15 protein-coding genes are annotated in these 16,092 nt (G+C 53.0%); 8 read left to right on the forward strand and 7 right to left on the reverse strand.

What is annotated here, in order from left to right; all coding sequences use genetic code 11:
- Position 1: 1 nt before the first annotated feature.
- From murJ to BM025_RS05310, 3 genes are read right to left on the reverse strand one after another with little or no spacing between them, the layout of a single operon-like run.
- A complete protein-coding gene (gene murJ / locus BM025_RS05300) occupies positions 2-1,543 on the reverse strand; it encodes a murein biosynthesis integral membrane protein MurJ (RefSeq protein WP_085848509.1) in 1,542 nt (513 codons plus the stop codon).
- On the reverse strand, positions 1,540-4,335 hold the full coding sequence (locus BM025_RS05305; RefSeq protein WP_085848510.1) for a [protein-PII] uridylyltransferase: 2,796 nt from the start codon (positions 4,333-4,335) through the stop codon (positions 1,540-1,542). The genes murJ and BM025_RS05305 overlap by 4 nt, the downstream gene beginning before the upstream one ends.
- Complete coding sequence (locus tag BM025_RS05310; protein ID WP_085848511.1) at positions 4,319-5,500, reverse strand: penicillin-binding protein activator; 1,182 nt, start codon at positions 5,498-5,500, stop codon at positions 4,319-4,321. The genes BM025_RS05305 and BM025_RS05310 overlap by 17 nt, the downstream gene beginning before the upstream one ends.
- Positions 5,501-5,609: 109 nt before the next feature.
- On the opposite strand from BM025_RS05310, the gene rsmI reads away from it, so the two are divergent.
- The 4 genes from rsmI to BM025_RS05330 all read left to right on the forward strand — a co-directional run bounded on the left by rsmI (position 5,610) and on the right by BM025_RS05330 (position 8,835).
- Positions 5,610-6,479: a 16S rRNA (cytidine(1402)-2'-O)-methyltransferase gene (gene rsmI, locus BM025_RS05315; protein ID WP_085848512.1), complete on the forward strand. Its 870-nt coding sequence runs from the start codon at positions 5,610-5,612 to the stop codon at positions 6,477-6,479.
- 10 nt (positions 6,480-6,489) lie between these two features.
- Complete coding sequence (locus tag BM025_RS05320; RefSeq protein WP_244515492.1) at positions 6,490-6,891, forward strand: YraN family protein; 402 nt, start codon at positions 6,490-6,492, stop codon at positions 6,889-6,891.
- Positions 6,892-6,996: 105 nt separating this feature from the next.
- A complete protein-coding gene (gene gshB, locus BM025_RS05325; RefSeq protein ID WP_085848948.1) occupies positions 6,997-7,935 on the forward strand; it encodes a glutathione synthase in 939 nt (312 codons plus the stop codon).
- Positions 7,936-8,835 (forward strand): alpha/beta hydrolase, encoded by a 900-nt coding sequence (locus BM025_RS05330; RefSeq protein ID WP_085848514.1) that lies wholly within the window; start codon positions 7,936-7,938, stop codon positions 8,833-8,835.
- On the opposite strand, the gene BM025_RS05335 is transcribed toward BM025_RS05330, so the two are convergent.
- The 4 genes from BM025_RS05335 to cobU all read right to left on the reverse strand — a co-directional run bounded on the left by BM025_RS05335 (position 8,805) and on the right by cobU (position 12,303).
- Entirely contained in the window at positions 8,805-10,316 is a 1,512-nt protein-coding gene (locus BM025_RS05335) for a YifB family Mg chelatase-like AAA ATPase (protein WP_085848517.1), read from the reverse strand. The genes BM025_RS05330 and BM025_RS05335 overlap by 31 nt on opposite strands.
- 95 nt (positions 10,317-10,411) lie before the next feature.
- Positions 10,412-11,110, reverse strand: a complete 699-nt coding sequence (locus BM025_RS05340) for a glutathione S-transferase (RefSeq protein ID WP_085848520.1) — start codon at positions 11,108-11,110, stop codon at positions 10,412-10,414.
- 78 nt (positions 11,111-11,188) lie between these two features.
- Positions 11,189-11,758: a histidine phosphatase family protein gene (locus tag BM025_RS05345; RefSeq protein WP_085848523.1), complete on the reverse strand. Its 570-nt coding sequence runs from the start codon at positions 11,756-11,758 to the stop codon at positions 11,189-11,191.
- Complete coding sequence (cobU, locus tag BM025_RS05350) at positions 11,755-12,303, reverse strand: bifunctional adenosylcobinamide kinase/adenosylcobinamide-phosphate guanylyltransferase (protein ID WP_085848525.1); 549 nt, start codon at positions 12,301-12,303, stop codon at positions 11,755-11,757. The genes BM025_RS05345 and cobU overlap by 4 nt, the downstream gene beginning before the upstream one ends.
- 102 nt (positions 12,304-12,405) lie before the next feature.
- Here cobU and BM025_RS05355 point away from each other — a divergent pair, with 102 nt between their 5' ends.
- From BM025_RS05355 to BM025_RS05370, 4 genes are all read left to right on the forward strand, one after another.
- A complete protein-coding gene (locus BM025_RS05355; RefSeq protein ID WP_085848949.1) occupies positions 12,406-13,287 on the forward strand; it encodes an RNA polymerase factor sigma-32 in 882 nt (293 codons plus the stop codon).
- A gap of 75 nt (positions 13,288-13,362) precedes the next feature.
- On the forward strand, positions 13,363-14,562 hold the full coding sequence (coaBC, locus tag BM025_RS05360) for a bifunctional phosphopantothenoylcysteine decarboxylase/phosphopantothenate--cysteine ligase CoaBC (RefSeq protein WP_085848528.1): 1,200 nt from the start codon (positions 13,363-13,365) through the stop codon (positions 14,560-14,562).
- On the forward strand, positions 14,559-15,026 hold the full coding sequence (gene dut, locus BM025_RS05365; RefSeq protein WP_085848530.1) for a dUTP diphosphatase: 468 nt from the start codon (positions 14,559-14,561) through the stop codon (positions 15,024-15,026). The genes coaBC and dut overlap by 4 nt, the downstream gene beginning before the upstream one ends.
- Before the next feature lie 4 nt (positions 15,027-15,030).
- The gene (locus BM025_RS05370; protein WP_085848533.1) at positions 15,031-16,068 is read left to right on the forward strand and encodes a HesA/MoeB/ThiF family protein; all 1,038 of its coding nucleotides are present in this window, start codon (positions 15,031-15,033) and stop codon (positions 16,066-16,068) included.
- Positions 16,069-16,092: the final 24 nt, after the last annotated feature.

Consider the following 16,092-nt stretch of genomic DNA (forward strand, 5'->3'; position numbering starts at 1 on the left):
GTTATCCGCCGCGCTTGACTGATGATTTGATGTCGCGCAGGTTCAGCGCCCCAATAGCTTGCCCTATCCCAAAGTAGCTGATGATCCCTAGGATGATCAACATAACCGTGGCAAGCAAACGCGAGACATCGAACAGCGGGGCGAGCGCAATTTGTGCTGCATATAAAATGCCCCCCATTGCAATGGCCGCGATTAAAATACGCGGTGTGCGGTGGCGCAGTTGTGCGTCAGCCGTGACATCGTCGCCCATGGATTTCTTACCGACCCACAGCAATATGACCATGCTCCATGCCGCCAAAGATGTGGCGACGGCCGCAGCCAAATAACCGATCCAGAATGACAACCCAATTGCCAATCCTGCATTCACCACCATAGAATAAACGGCAAAACGGAACGGTGTTTTGGTGTCTTCGCGCGCAAAATACAGCGGTTGCAACACTTTTTGGATGACAAAGGCTGGCAGGCCAAGTCCATAAATCGCAACGGCCATGGCTGTTGCCTGAGCATCGCTGACCGAAAAGGCACCGCGTTGAAACAGCACACCAATTAGTGCTTGGGGCATAACAATGAGCGCCACTGCCGCAGGAATGGTCAAAAGTAATGCAAATTCAAACGCTCGATTATAGGCTCTGCGCGCGCCTGTGCTGTCGCCCGCTTGTAGGCGGCGCGACAGGTCGGGCAAAAGCACCACACCAATCGCAATCGCCACGACGCCAAGCGGCAATTGGTACAAACGGTCCGCAAGATTGAGATATTGCAAAGCACCTGCTTCTGCAAAAGAGGCAACTTGCCGACCGACCAGCAAGTTGATCTGCACAACTCCGCCGGCAAGGGCGGCAGGGCCTGCTAAAATGAATAATGCTTTCAACTCAGGCGTCATGCGGGGCAGGCGCGGGACCAGTGAAAACCCTGCACGTTTTGCTACGATCCAAACAATGCTGAGCTGCGCAATCCCCGCCACAGGCACGGCCCAAACCAAAGCAGTGGCCACATCAAAGCTCACTATATGTGCGCCAACCATAGCGATGGATAAGATGATGTTGAGCATGACAGGGGCAGCGGCAGCGGCAGCAAAGCGCCCTGTGGCATTCAATATGCCAGAAAACAGTGCCCCAAGTGAGATGAACAACACGTATGGAAAGGTGATGCGCCCATAGTGAACCGCCAAGTCAAACCGGCTGTCACCGATAAAACCTGCCGCCATGGATGACACCAAAAGAGGCATGAAAATCATTGAGGCGATGGTCAATACCAGTAACATGCCTGCCAAGGCAGACAGGGTGTCTTCGGCAAAACCGCGCGCGTCTTCGCCAGCTTCTACTTTTTTGGCGAACATCGGCACAAAAGCGACGTTGAGTGTGCCTTCAGCAAAGAAACGGCGAAACATGTTGGGCAAGGAAAAAGCCACAACAAAGGCTTCTGCTGCGGGCCCTGCGCCCAAATAGGCCGCGATCAACGCGTCGCGCACAAAGCCCAAAACGCGGCTCATTAATGTCCAGCCGCCCACGGTCAAAAAGCCGCGCATCAAACGAATGGGTTTCATGATTCGCGTGCTCTTTGCGCACCTTGTTCAATGGCTTCGTGCAATTTTCGCTCAAGGGCTGCACGTTTGCTTTCGGAATGGATTTTCATGCCAAACATGTCTTTCACGTAGAAAACATCCACAACCTGCGCGCCATAAGTGGCAATTTGCGCTGTGGCGATGGTGATGTGGTTTGAAGCTAAAGCGCGGGTCAAATCATGCAAAAGCCCCGGACGATCGCGGGAATCCACTTCGATGATGGTGAAGATTTCCGAGCCTTCGTTGTCGAAAATGATCGATGTTGGCACACGGAATTTGCTTTCACGCTTTTTGATTTTGTCGCGTGAAACCAGCGCTTCACGCGGTACAACTTCGCCCATTAGCGTTTTGTTGATCATCTGTTTTAGGCGGGTCAAACGGGTTTTATCATAGGGGTGACCATCGCCGTCTTGCACCCAAAACGCCGCTGTCGCATGACCATCCTTGGTGGTGTAGGTGCGTGCATCGACGACATTGGCCCCCACAAGCGCCAAAGCAGCTGACAGGCGCGAAAAAATACCAGGGTGATCGTGCATCGCAAAGCAGATGCGGGTGGCGTCGCGGTCTTCGTCGGCTTTCAATTCGATCTTAATCTCATCGCCTTTAATGTTCTTTAGCAGATTGGCGAGTACAAGATGCACCGACGTCGGCACGCCAGACCAGTAAGGGCCATAATGGCGTTGAAGTTCGGTTTTTCGATCTTTTGCGGTCCAGTCAGACAAGGCATCGCGGAGTGCTTTTTTGGCGTCACCTTCGCGGGTGCTGCGGTTTACCGCTTCAAGCCCGTGTTCCAAAGCATCGGCGGTTTGCGCGTGAAGATTGCGCAGCAACACAGCTTTCCAATTGTTCCAAACATTGGGTCCAACACCGCGAATGTCACACACGGTGAGCACGGTCAAAAGATCAAGTCGTTCACGGGTTTTGACGGCTTTGGCAAAATCACGCACGGTGCGTGGATCGGAAATATCACGCTTTTGCGCCATATCTGACATCAACAGATGGTAGCGCACCAACCATTCAACAGTGTCACAATCTGCAGGTTTAAGCCCCAGACGCGGTGCGACTTTGCGGGCGATTTGTGCGCCAATGACTGAGTGATCTTCTTTGCGGCCTTTGCCTATATCATGCAGCAGCAACGCGACATACAAGACCCTGCGATTGACACCGCGTTCCAAAATGCCAGAGGCCACGGGCAGCTCTTCTATCAGCTCGCCGCGTTCGATTTGCGCAAGGTTGGACACCACTTGGATCGTGTGCTCGTCAACGGTGTAGCTGTGGTACATATTGAATTGCATCATCGCGACAATATGTTGAAACTCTGGGATAAATGCACCCAAAACACCCAATTCGTTCATCCGGCGCAGTCCCCGTTCGGGGTTGCCGTGTTTTAGTAAAATATCTAGGAAAATGCGTTTTGCCTCGGGGCGCGCGCGAAATTCTTCGTCAAACAAATCAAGATTGGCAGACAATAATCGCATCACGTCAGGGTGCATCAAGTTCCCTGTGCGCAGGCTTTCTTCAAAGATACGCAAAAGGTTCAATTTGTCGGTTAAAAATGCTTTTGGATCATCAACATTCAAACGCCCGCGGTGCACGTAATATCCGACAGCGGTTTTACGTTTGCGTTTGAGAAAACGCTGCAAGGCTGGCTCAGGTTTGACGTGTTGCTCTTCGAGAGCCGTCATAAAAATGCGAGTCAATTCGCCCACGCGTGTTGCGTGCACAAAGTAGAACTGCATGAAATGTTCCACAGCGCGGCGCCCAGAATGGTCGATAAACCCAAGGCGCTCTGCGACTTCGACCTGTAGGTCAAAGGTCAGTTGATCCATAGGGCGATTGGCGACGATGTGCAGCTGATTGCGCACCGCGTGCAAAAAGGTTTCAGCCTCATCAAACTGACGAAATTCATCCGCAGTGAAAACGCCAGCCTTGACCAAATCGGTGACATTGCGCACGTCATGCACGTATTTCGCAATCCAAAACAAAGACTGCAAATCGCGCAGACCGCCTTTGCCCTCTTTTACGTTCGGTTCAACAAGATAGCGTTGCCCGCCTTGTTTTTTGTGGCGTTCATCACGTTCTTCAAGTTTGGCTTCGATAAATTCACGGGCGGTATTCTTGAACAAATCATTGCGTAATTTCGTTTGCAATTCAGCCGTCAAATCGCGGTTGCCCGCCAGGTGGCGTAGCTCAAGCATAGCGGTGCGGATGGTGTAGTCTTCTTTGCCCAATCGTATACAGTCACGAATTGTGCGCGAAGAATGCCCCACTTTGAGATGCAAATCCCAAAACATATAGAGCATGCTTTCAATGACACTTTCGATCCAGCCGGTGATTTTATATGGCGCAAGAAACAGCAGATCGACGTCAGAAAATGGTGACATTTCTGCCCGCCCATATCCCCCAACGGCCAAGACAGCGATGCGTTCGCCCTCGGACGGGTGGGGATTGGGGTGCAATGTGGTTTGTGACACATAAAGAACTGTGGTGACCAAACAATCGGTGAGCCACGCATAGGCATGAGTCGTGGGGCGCGAATTGCGCGGCGCTTGCATCATAGCGCTTTCGATAGCCGCACGGCCCGCGTCATTGGCCTCGGTTAAAATGCGCACGGTTTCGTTGCGCACATCTGCCGCGCTTGAAACGTTTTTAAAAGCGGTTTCAAGCGCAGTCTCGATGGCATCTATATCAAAGATGGCCTCGGGGGCGCAGATGATACTTTCCGGCGCGGCCGGTATGAACGAGGCGAGGACTTTATTAGAGTCCTGCGCCACCAAAGGCTCTGGGTGCGGGGTCAATCTCGATCACCTGATTGTTTTGAATGGTTGCGACCGACAGGCCACGTTCGTTTGTACCATCGCTTTTGAGGCGGAAGATACCGTTAACGCCGACAAACCCAGACCCACGAGTCAAAGCTTGTGCCGTAAGCGCATTGGAATCGCCGGATTTGGCAAGTGCGCCGATGGCTGCGATGCCATCATAGGCAAGTCCTGCAAGCGCATGAGGCGCTTGGCCATATGCCGCGGCGTACCGGGACGAGAAATTCTGAACAAGACGTTGATCAGGGATCGCGAACCAACTGTCTTGCAGGCCGGGCAATGAAACTGCGGATGTAGGGAAATTCCAGCGTTGCAGGCCAACATATTGGACATCTGGGGATTTGATTCCAGCTTCTGGTAGCATTTGTGCCAAAAGCGGCATGGCGCCGTCATTGCCTGAGGTAAAGAATACCGCATCAGCGCCTGTCGAGCGAACAGTGCTGGCGATGGGCGCGATGGCTTGCACCACACCTTGTTGGCTCAATTCGAAGCTTTGCTCGCCAGCCACTGTAGATCCATTGCGCGCAATCGCGCCTTTGATGGCTGCAGCGCCAGCGTTTTCAGCAGGGCTTTGTGCATTCACAACCACGATCCGGCGTTTGCCCTTTTGAGCGGCATAGCGGACCAAGCGGTCGGCTGTGTTGTCAAAAGTTGCGCCTAGGATAAAGACGTTGCCACCAGCGACATCTGTGTTGTTGGAAAAGGACAAAACATTCACGCCAGCATTGCCAGCCGCGATGCCAGCCAATTTAGCAGATCCGCCATAGACTGGCCCCAAGATGATCTTTGCGCCTTCTTTCACTGCACGTGAAGCAGCAGCGGAGGCTTGTTCCGCTTGCCCCGCTGTGGGGTAGACGCGCAGATCGATTGTCACGCCGTCCAAATCAGCCATCGCCAAACGCGCTGCGTTTTCAATGGATTTGGCCAAGCCGTTGTCTGCGGCTTGCGCAGAGTTATAGGGCACCAAAAGTGCTACAGGAATGGGTTTGTCTGTGTTGATGCTTGGGCCGCCGCTGGGGGCAGGGAACATGCTAGGATCACACGCGGCTAAGGTCATAATCGACACAACTGCGGTAATTTTGGCGAGCGACTTGCGGGCGGTGCTCAGAACAGCGAACATAGGGGAACCTCACTCCTGTCGGTGACAGCTTAAATGGCAAACAATTTGTTGGTAGCAAGACTATGCGACCGCGCCACAAGAGTAAACGCCGCAAAGACTTGGAAACCCCTTGGACTTCGAGATAAAGCACCTTCCCGCTGGTTTGCATTTTGTTGCAACCCCGATTGGCAACGCCCGCGACATCACACTGCGCGCCCTTGATACATTGGCTTCTGCTGATGTTTTGGCGGCCGAAGACACACGCACGTTGCGCCGCCTTATGGATATGCATGGTGTGCCTTTAGGGGCACGCAAGATGATTGCGTATCATGATCAAAACGGCGCCAAAGCGCGCCCGCGCTTGCTGTCTTTGATGGCAGAAGGCAAATCTGTGGCCTACGCGTCCGAAGCGGGCACGCCACTTGTCGCTGATCCGGGATTCGTTTTGTCGCGCGAAGCCTTGGCTGCGGGACTGTTTGTGACCTCTGCTCCTGGCCCTTCGGCGATGATTGCTGCGTTGACCATTGCAGGTTTGCCATCTGATCGGTTCTTGTTTGTTGGCTTTCCGCCAAGCACGGCTGGCGCACGCAAAACGTTCTTTACGGAATTTGGCACAGTACAAGCCACCTTGGGATTATATGAAAGCCCCAACCGCATTTACAAAACTCTAACCGAATTGTGCGATGTTTACGGTGAGACGCGCAAAGTGGCCATCTGTCGTGAGATTACCAAGAAATTCGAAGAGGTGATCAGCGGCACTTTGGGCGAGTTGTGCGAAAGCTTGAAAGATCGCGCATTTAAAGGCGAAATCGTGCTGTTGGTTGCCCGTGCAGAAGCGGTCGAAGCCAGCGCAGAGGATTTAGATACGGCGTTGGATGCAGCTTTGGCTGTGATGACAGTCAAAGACGCGGCTGCGTCCGTCGCTAAAGCTTTGGGTATGCAAAAACGCCAAGTGTACCAACAGGCACTTGAGCGATCAAAGGCGCTGAAAAACGAATAGGACTTGGCACATGCCACTCGACATGCAGTTCATCAAACAGGGGCCACCCCAACAACGCAAGGCACGTGGCGCGTTGGCCTATCTGTCAGGTTTGCAAGCTGAAGACGCCGTGTGTGCTGATTACATCGCGCGTGGGTATGTTTTGTGTGAAATGCGCTGGCGAGGACGTGCGGGAGAGATTGATCTCATATTCGAAAAGTCAGCTGCCTATATTTTTGTCGAAGTGAAATCGTCAAGCACCCTAGCGCGTGCAGCGCAAAGCCTATCTGCGCGCCAATTGGCGCGTATTTGCAGCAGTGCAGAAGATTACATTTCACGCACACCCAAGGGATTTTTGACAGATATGCGTATTGATGTGGCGCTGGTGGACCATATGGGCACCCTCGAAATCCACGAAAATGCATCAATGTAGCGATTTAATGCTCTCTCACAGCCCTTGTGCGCCGGCACCCATTGAATGAAAGCGCGGGGTGGTCCATCTAGGAAGAAAGTTCCTTGAGGAGACAAGCCTTTGTCCTTGAAAGTCGCCATCCAAATGGACCCTATCGGTCCCATTGATATCAACGCAGACAGCACATTCCGCATAATGATCGAAGCGCAAGCGCGCGGGCATGAGTTGTTCTATTACACACCCGACAAACTGGCCTTTCAAGAGGGCAAAGTCACCGCGCGCGGTTGGCCCGTGACGGTTCAAATGGTCCAAGGCGATCACTACACTTTGGGAGAAGAGACCGAGGTCGATCTGTCCACCTATGATGTGGTGTGGCTGCGCCAAGATCCACCTTTTGACATGGGCTACATCACCACCACCCATCTGTTGGATATGATCGCAGACACCACATTGGTGGTGAACGACCCGTTTTGGGTGCGCAATTATCCTGAAAAACTGTTGGTGCTCAATTTCCCAGACCTCACGCCGCCGACCACAATCGCGCGTGATCTGGACACCATCAAAGCTTTCAAAGCCAAGCATGGCGATGTCATTTTGAAGCCACTATATGGCAATGGCGGCGCTGGTGTATTTCGTCTTGGACCTGATGACAAAAACCTGTCGTCTTTGCATGAGCTGTTTTGCGGCATTAATCGTGAACCTTTGATTGTACAAAAATTTCTGCCAGACGTGTCGAACGGCGATAAACGCGTGATCTTGGTCGATGGTGAACCTGTCGGCGCGATCAACCGTGTGCCGCAAAAAGGTGAAACTCGGTCCAACATGCATGTTGGCGGACGGCCTGAAAAAATCGGGCTCAGTGCGCGTGACTTGGAAATTTGTGCTGCCATCGGGCCACTTTTGCGTGAAAAAGGCCAGATTTTCGTCGGCATCGATGTGATCGGTGATTACTTGACCGAGATTAACGTGACATCGCCAACGGGTATCCAAGAATTGGAACGCTTTGATGGCACGAACACAGCTGAAAAGCTATGGGAAGCGATTGAGGCAAAAAGGTCTGCGTAAATGCTGTTTCGCCGTCGTGATGTTTTAAACTTTTGGCTTCGTACTGTTGAAAAACGAAAATTGGCGTGGCTTCCAACGGTGCAAGTGCAGCGTCAAAACTTTGAATTACAGGCCATGGGGTTCCCGCGTGAGCGGGGGCTCAAAGACGAAAAAGTGGTGCTCGGCGGTGTGTCGTGTCGCAAATTAACCCCTAAAGATGCGCGCGGTACGCTTTTGTATTTGCATGGCGGGGCCTATATTATGGGGTCGCCGTCCACCCATTGTGCGCTTGCGGGGACCATCGCGGCGAAAACGCATTTGCAAGTGATTTTACCGAATTACCGCCTTGCGCCGGAACACCCATTTCCCGCCGCCTTTGATGATGCTTGTGCTGTGGCCGAAGCGCTTGAACCTGTGTCGGATCAACTGGTGATTGGCGGTGATAGCGCTGGTGGTGGGCTAACATTGTCTGTGCTGTCGCACCTGTGCGAGCGTGGTCATGCCCCACGTGCGGCGTTTGCATTTTCGCCGTGGACGGACTTGAGTTTCAAAGGGAACTCTTTGACAACCAACGCGCAAACTGATGCTATCTTGCCGGTCGAGCGAATTTATGAAGTGCGCAAACACTATCTGCACAACGCCGATCCGCTGGACCATCGAGCTTCGCCGTTGTTCGCACCGTTTAAAAATGCGCCACCAGTATTTTTGCAATGGAGCGATAGTGAGATTTTAGCGGATGATGGACGCCGCATGGCGGCCAGACTACGAGAGCAAGGTGTTATCGTGACCTCAAAAGAGTGGCATGATTTGCCCCATGTTTGGCAGTTGTTCCATGATCGCTTGAGCGAGGCTGACGCAGCTCTTGCTGATTTATACGCATTTATTGACGATCAGTTTGCCACACCAGAGACCACGCGATAACTCAGAGCTTCGGCCACATGCGGGCGACGCACATCGTCTGAATGATCCAAATCTGCGATGGTACGCGCGACTTTTAGCACGCGATGATAGCCACGGGCAGATAGGCCCAGTCGCTCTGCCGCTTTGGTCAGAAGATCGCGCCCTTCAGCATCGGGCGTGGCTATATCGTTTAAAAGCTGCCCTTCAAGTTCGGAATTTGTGCGCAATCCCATGCCTTCAAAACGCTCAGTTTGCAGGGCGCGTGCGGCGGCCACGCGCTGGGCGACGATTTTGGAACTGTCACCTGAGGGAGGCAATTCCAAATCGGTGAATTGCACAGGCGGGACTTCAAACCGTAGGTCAAACCGATCCATCAAAGGGCCAGAGATGCGGCCCAAATAGTCGGTGCCACAAAGTGGAACTTTGGAACAAGCGCGATTGGGATCAGGCAAATATCCGCATTTACAGGGGTTTGCCGCAGCGACAAGCATAAAACGGGCCGGATATTTGATGTGAGCATTGGCCCGCGCCACCATGATCTTGCCACTTTCAACGGGTTGTCGCAGGCTTTCTAAAACACCGCGAGGAAACTCGGGGATCTCATCTAAAAACAAGACGCCGTTGTGCGCCAATGAGACTTCACCGGGCTGCGCTCCGCGCCCGCCGCCGACAATCGCGGCCATTGAAGCAGTGTGATGCGGTTCACGAAAAGGGCGCGCGCGGCTGATGCCACCATCGCTGAGCAGTCCCGATAAAGAGTGAACAATCGAGGTTTCCAACGCTTCACTGGCACTCAAGGGGGGCAAAATTGACGGAAGCCGTGTTGCCAACATGGATTTACCAGACCCCGGCGTGCCGACCATAAACAAGTGGTGCTGACCCGCTGCAGCGACTTCAAGCGCGCGTTTTGCTTTTTCTTGCCCTTTGACATCGCGTAGACATTTCGCGTGGTCGGGCAAAGACACTTCGCCGGGATCGGCTTGGGTTAGAGGTGTCTCACCTGTGAGATGCTTGATCAATTCGGACAAATGCGCAGCACCGTACACGGGTGTCGCGGCGACCCATGCAGCTTCGGAGCTGCAAGATTTCGGACATAAAAGATCACAGTTCAATTCCGCAGCTTTAAGCGCGGCAGGCAGTGCCCCCGTGACCCCAACTAAGGCACCATCAAGCGAGAGCTCGCCCAAGGACAGGCATGTTTCGACCCGCTCAAGGGGCAATGCGCCGGTGGCTGCGAGGATGGATAAGATGATGGGCAGATCAAAATGCGATCCCGTTTTGGGCAGATCGGCAGGGGACATATTGATCACGACTTTTTTCGATGGCAACGATATTTGTAACGCAGACAGAGCTGCCCGCACCCGCTCACGCGCTTCGGTGACGGCTTTGTCGGGCAATCCAACGATGGTGAAATTCGGCAAGCCGGGAGCCAAAGCGCATTGCACTTCGACACGACGTGCTTCGATACCTTCGAATGCGACGGTAAATGTCCGCGCGATCATCAGCGCTCTCCTGTTAACCTCTATAAATTTCCTAGCGTGGTTAGGGTTAGTAATTGGTTAACAGGAGGCATTTCAGGCAGACGTTGCACGTGGCCTTAAATGGTTTCAGGCCAAGGTTTGGGATCTAGGCCCAGATCATAGGGGAATGGATCATATTGAACGGCCACACCTTGTGCGCGCCAAGATTGAAACGCAGGATCGCTAAGGTGTGTGTTTACATAGGCCGCCAAACGGTTTGAAACAGGTAAGCCGTAGCCTGCGATACGCGCCGCAACAGGGGCGTAAAATGCATCGGCGGCAGAGTAAGCCCCAAAGAGCCAGCCGCCTGTGTATGTGCCATCTCCAGTAAAGCGTTCAAAAGCCACGCCGAGCATCGCCTCTAAGCGGTCGATGTCAGCGCGCAATGCATCTGATACGGTAAAGTTCTGAATTTGTTTGAACAATTGCATCGGGCAATCGTTGCGCAAGGTTGAAAACCCTGCGTGCATTTCCGCGACCAACCAGCGGGCATAGATGCGGGCTTCGGCATTTTTGGGCCAAATCCCTACATCTGGATGGCGCTCTGCCAGTGTTTCGACAATCGCAATGCTTTCGCCGATGATCCAACCTTCGGGAGTACGCACTGTCGGGACAAAGCGTGCTGGGGCCAGCTTTGTCATCTCTTGTTTCATCGTGCCGTTGTATAGTCCGAGCATGTGGACATTGACGTCGAGATCGAACTTTTCAAATAAAAGCCAGCCGCGTAAAGACCAGCTTGAAAAGCCTTTGTCCCCAATGAATAGATCGTAAGACATGTTTTTGCTCCTGCAATGTTTACAGCAGGCTAGGGCAGAATTCGCCCACGTCAAAGCGAATGATTCACATGGATTTCATCACATAATTTGATTTATCGAGGGGGCAGACCACTGCGGCGTGTGTTGTGTGGCGCGGATGATTGTGGTGACGGACAGGTTGTCGATTTTATGGCCCAAGGCGTCATATGCCGAGCATCCTAAAGCGCGTTGCAGCACCGCAAGGATCACGCCCATATGTGCCACCACGATAGCGTCACCGACAATTGCATCAATGCCAGTATGTACGCGGGCGCTAAAATCATTCCAGCTTTCGCCCCCAGGTGGGGCATGATCGCCGGGTGTTTCAAAAACACGTCTTGCCAAAGCGGCATCGCGGGCCTCAATTTCGGACCATGTGAGGTTTTCCCATGCGCCAAAATGCGACTCGCGCAAATTCGGATCATGGGGCAGACGCGGACGTTTGACTTGGATCGCATCCGCAGTTTTGACCGCACGGTCCAAGGTTGATGACACCACAGGCACATGTGGCAAAGCTGATTCGAGCCGCGCAATTGCTGCCGTGTCTGATAGGTCTGCTGGCAGATCGGTCCACCCCACAAAGCTTTTGGCATGGGTCGGTCCGTGCCGGACCAGCCAAAGGCGGCTCATGATGGTGTGCCGGATTTCAGGGCTTCAGGCAGTTGACCTTTTAGCACGAAAGGCAAGCCTGCCATCACGCCAACCACGCAATTTGCCTGTGTTGCAAGTTTGCGATTGAGTTGGCCTTGGCTCACCCGAAAACGCCGAGCAAGCGCATTTTCAGGCACGATGCCTTGCCCCACTTCGTTAGACACAATCACCACAGAACTGGCGCAGTTTGACAGGGCGTCGAGCAAGAGTTGCGTTTGTGAGTCTATATCGTTGTCTGCCAGCAGATGATTGGTCAGCCAAAGGGTGGCGCAATCCAGCAAAACGATGTGATTTGGGGCAATGGTTTTCAGAGTGTCTGCAACGTCAAGCGGTGCTTCGATCGTGTGCCACTGCACGCCGCGATCAATTTTGTGCTGCGCAATTTTCGCACGCATCTCGTCATCAAAGGCTTGTGCCGTGGCGATGTAAATACGGGGTAGGTTACTGGAAAAGCACAAGATTTCTGCAATGTTCGATTTGCCAGAGGATGCTCCCCCAAGAACCAAAGTGATATCCGCACCCATATCCACGACTCTTTTTATCATCCAAATTCAATTGCCAGACGTAACAGGTGTATCAAAGCTCCGCAAATGCAAGGCGGGCGACCCGAAAAAGATGAGGATGACATGGCACGTTACGACGCTTCGCACGACACGCAGTTCACCCGTAAGTCTATGAAGGCTGAGATGCTTGACGCCGACACAGAGCACGCTTTGGCCGTGGCGTGGCGGGATCATCGCGATGAGGCGGCTCTACACCGCTTGATTTCGGCTTACATGCGTTTGGCAATTTCGCAGGCTGCGAAATTCAAACGCTACGGCGCGCCGATGAATGATTTGATCCAAGAGGCATCTTTGGGTCTGATGAAGGCAGCAGAAAAGTTTGACCCTGATCGCGGTGTCCGCTTTTCGACCTATGCCGTGTGGTGGATCAAGGCGTCTGTGCAAGATCACGTAATGCGCAATTGGTCTTTGGTGCGAACAGGGTCTACATCGTCGCAAAAATCGCTGTTTTTCAATATGCGTCGTGTGCAAGCGCGTTTTGAACGCGAGGCTCTGTCATCGGGTGCCCCAATTGAACATGCTGATTTGATGGAAAAAATTTCCGTTGAGTTGGGTGTGCCCTTGCATGATGTTGAGTCTATGAATGGACGTTTGTCTGGGTCTGATTTTTCTCTGAATGCCACACAATCGAGCGATGAAGAGGGACGTGAGTGGATTGACACATTGGCCGATGACAGTGCGACGACAACAGAAGTTGTCGAAGAAAATCACGATCAAGCACAACTCAAAGCATGGATGAATAATGCGATGAGCAAGCTGAGTGACCGCGAGCGCTTTATTGTCACACAACGCAAATTGGCAGAAGATCCGCGCACTCTGGAAAGCCTTGGTGAGGAGCTAAAGCTGTCCAAAGAACGGGTCCGTCAAGTTGAAGTCGCTGCTTTTGACAAATTGCGTACGACACTTGCGGGGCATGGCGAGGCACTAACAGGCCTGCTGCACTAAGGCAGTGGGTCACTCGTGACTTGAGTTTGCGCCTTTGCGGGCTTACACCTTTGGGGCAAGCCAAAGGGGCGCAATATGTTGAACGATAAGAGCATTCTTTTGATCATCGGTGGTGGTATCGCTGCCTTTAAATCTCTCGACCTCATGCGCCGTTTGCGTGACGAAGGCGCAACTGTTGTGCCGGTTTTAACAAAAGCCGCAGAAGAGTTCGTGACGCCTTTGTCGGTGTCCGCTTTGGCCGCGCAAAAAGTGAACCGCGACCTGTTTGATCTCACCAGCGAAGCGGAAATGGGCCACATTGAATTGTCCCGAGCGGCTGATTTGGTGGTTGTGTCCCCCGCGACTGCGGATTTGTTGGGTAAAATGGCAAACGGACTTGCGAATGATTTGGCGTCGACGCTCTTGATGGCCACCGATAAACGCGTTTTGGTGGCGCCCGCGATGAACGTTCGCATGTGGCAGCACCCAGCGGTGCAGCGCAATGTTGCGACGTTGAAGTCCGATGGCGTGCTGTTTGTTGGGCCAGAAGATGGCACCATGGCCTGTGGTGAATTTGGTCCCGGACGCTTATCTGAAACGCCTGATATTATTGGTGCAATTCGCAGTGCGCTCACCGATGGGCCACTTAAAGGCAAGCAGATTTTGGTTACATCGGGTCCTACCCATGAACCGATTGATCCTGTGCGTTACATCGCCAACAGGTCGTCTGGCGCACAAGGCACCGCCATCGCGGTCGCGCTACGCGATCTTGGGGCCGATGTGATTTTTGTCACGGGCCCCGCGGATATCCCGCCGCCCACGGGCGTGCATGTGATCAAGGTTGAAACCGCCCGTGAGATGAAAAATGCTGTGGACACTGCGCTGCCAGTGGATGCTGCTGTGTTTGCGGCTGCCGTGGCAGATTGGCGTATGGCGCAAGAAACGCATTCGAAAATTAAAAAGAAAAACGGAGCATTGCCAGAGCTGAAGTTTGCAGAAAATCCTGACATATTGGCAGGTGTTGCGCAGCTTAAAAAGAATCGACCAAAGTTGGTTGTGGGCTTTGCTGCCGAGACGGACAATGTGATTGAAAATGCCACTTTGAAACTTGGCCGTAAAGGGTGCGATTGGATCGTGGCGAATGATGTCAGCCCCGATACGGGCATCATGGGCGGTTCAGAAAATGCAGTGACGTTGATCTCAAATGGCAACGCAGATGTGTGGCCGCGTATGGGCAAATCCGAAGTGGCGCAAAAACTGGCGGCGCGGATCGCGCAAGAGTTGACCGCATCATGAGTGTTTCTATTAAAATCAATTGGCTAGGTGGCGCGGACACAGGCATTGCCTTGCCCAAACATGAAACCGCACAGGCCGCAGGTGCCGATGTGCGCGCGAATTTTTCACCTGAAAATCGCGGTGCAGGCGTGATACTGCAAGCTGGTGCGCGTGCATTGATACCCACCGGATTTGCGATGGAAATCCCCGCTGGGTTTGAAGTGCAAGTGCGCCCGCGCTCGGGTCTTGCGCTTAAACACGGTATTTCAATGGTCAACACGCCGGGCACCATTGATGCCGATTATCGCGGACCAATTGGTATTTTGCTGATCAATCACGGGCAGGACGCCTATCAAATCATGCACGGCGATCGCATTGCGCAATTCGTGGTCGCGCCTGTCATTCTAGGCGATTACCAACTGGCAGACATGCTGGGCGACACAGCGCGCGGCAAACGCGGATTTGGGTCCACAGGAACCTCGTAAAATCATGATTTTATTTGCTGCCATCGCAATTGTATTGTGGATCATCGGTGCTGTGATGAAGGCGCCTGTGTCTGCACGTGTGGCGATGATTGCGATTTTATATGTGGGGGTTTTAATCGCGGTGGCGGTGCTGCCTATTGATACGAGCCTGCGCCAAACACTTGGCGGGGGTATCAAAGAATGGTTGCTTTTGGGTGGCATCGTGGGCGTGATTGCCTTGTATTGGTTCGCGCTGATCTGGCTGAAAAGCCGTGCGGCGCTGAAGGTTCCTCCCCAAAAAGAAAATGGCACGCCCGCTTTTAAACCTGTCGAACTTGAACGTTACATGCGCCACATTATTTTGCGCGAGATCGGCGGTCCTGGGCAGCGTAAACTTAAAGATGCAAAGGTTCTGGTGATTGGTGCGGGCGGGCTTGGCGCGCCTGTTTTGCAGTATTTAGCTGGCTCTGGTGTGGGCACAATTGGGGTGATTGATGACGATGTCGTCGATGCGTCGAACCTGCAACGCCAAGTGATCCACAACGACGCGTCGCAAGGCATGCCCAAAGTGTTTTCAGCCCAAAATGCGATGCTGGCGCAAAACCCATTTATCGAGGTGCGCCCCTACAAGCGCCGCTTTGATGACAGCAGCAAAGCCTTGATTGAAGACTATGATCTTGTGATCGATGGGACTGATAATTTCGACACTCGATACTTGGTCAATGCCGTTTGTGTGCAGGCTGATAAGCCGTTGTTGTCGGCTGCAATTACACAGTGGGAAGGTCAGATCAGTCTCTATCATCCCGCAAAAAATACCCCATGTTATCAATGTGTTTTTCCGCATAAACCGAAAGACGGTATGACCGCAACATGTTCAGAGGCGGGCGTTGCTGCGCCGCTACCTGGCATCTTGGGCAGCCTGCTCGCGATGGAAGCAGTCAAGCATATCACCGGCGCGGGGCAGGGACTTGGTGGGCGTTTGATGATCTATGATGCGCTTTATGCAGAAACCCGCATGATCAAAACGAAAAAGCGAACAGATTGCCCGATTTGCGGCGGCTGAACCCTTTTACTTTACCCTTTGCGC

It is taken from the genome of Pacificibacter marinus (assembly GCF_900109555.1).
Classification (GTDB): Bacteria; Pseudomonadota; Alphaproteobacteria; order Rhodobacterales; family Rhodobacteraceae; genus Celeribacter; species Celeribacter marinus_C.

What these genes read in the sequence shown, in the direction of transcription:
- BM025_RS05310 (WP_085848511.1), bottom strand. Translation starts at nt 5,500, where the DNA reads ATGTTCGCTGTTCTGAGCACCGCCCGCAAGTCGCTCGCCAAAATTACC.
- BM025_RS05355 (WP_085848949.1), top strand. Translation starts at nt 12,406, where the DNA reads ATGGCACGTTACGACGCTTCGCACGACACGCAGTTCACCCGTAAGTCT.
- dut (WP_085848530.1), top strand. Translation starts at nt 14,559, where the DNA reads ATGAGTGTTTCTATTAAAATCAATTGGCTAGGTGGCGCGGACACAGGC.
- BM025_RS05340 (WP_085848520.1), bottom strand. Translation starts at nt 11,110, where the DNA reads ATGTCTTACGATCTATTCATTGGGGACAAAGGCTTTTCAAGCTGGTCT.
- coaBC (WP_085848528.1), top strand. Translation starts at nt 13,363, where the DNA reads ATGTTGAACGATAAGAGCATTCTTTTGATCATCGGTGGTGGTATCGCT.
- BM025_RS05345 (WP_085848523.1), bottom strand. Translation starts at nt 11,758, where the DNA reads ATGAGCCGCCTTTGGCTGGTCCGGCACGGACCGACCCATGCCAAAAGC.
- BM025_RS05330 (WP_085848514.1), top strand. Translation starts at nt 7,936, where the DNA reads ATGCTGTTTCGCCGTCGTGATGTTTTAAACTTTTGGCTTCGTACTGTT.
- cobU (WP_085848525.1), bottom strand. Translation starts at nt 12,303, where the DNA reads ATGGGTGCGGATATCACTTTGGTTCTTGGGGGAGCATCCTCTGGCAAA.
- BM025_RS05370 (WP_085848533.1), top strand. Translation starts at nt 15,031, where the DNA reads ATGATTTTATTTGCTGCCATCGCAATTGTATTGTGGATCATCGGTGCT.
- BM025_RS05320 (WP_244515492.1), top strand. Translation starts at nt 6,490, where the DNA reads ATGCCACTCGACATGCAGTTCATCAAACAGGGGCCACCCCAACAACGC.
- murJ (WP_085848509.1), bottom strand. Translation starts at nt 1,543, where the DNA reads ATGAAACCCATTCGTTTGATGCGCGGCTTTTTGACCGTGGGCGGCTGG.
- BM025_RS05335 (WP_085848517.1), bottom strand. Translation starts at nt 10,316, where the DNA reads ATGATCGCGCGGACATTTACCGTCGCATTCGAAGGTATCGAAGCACGT.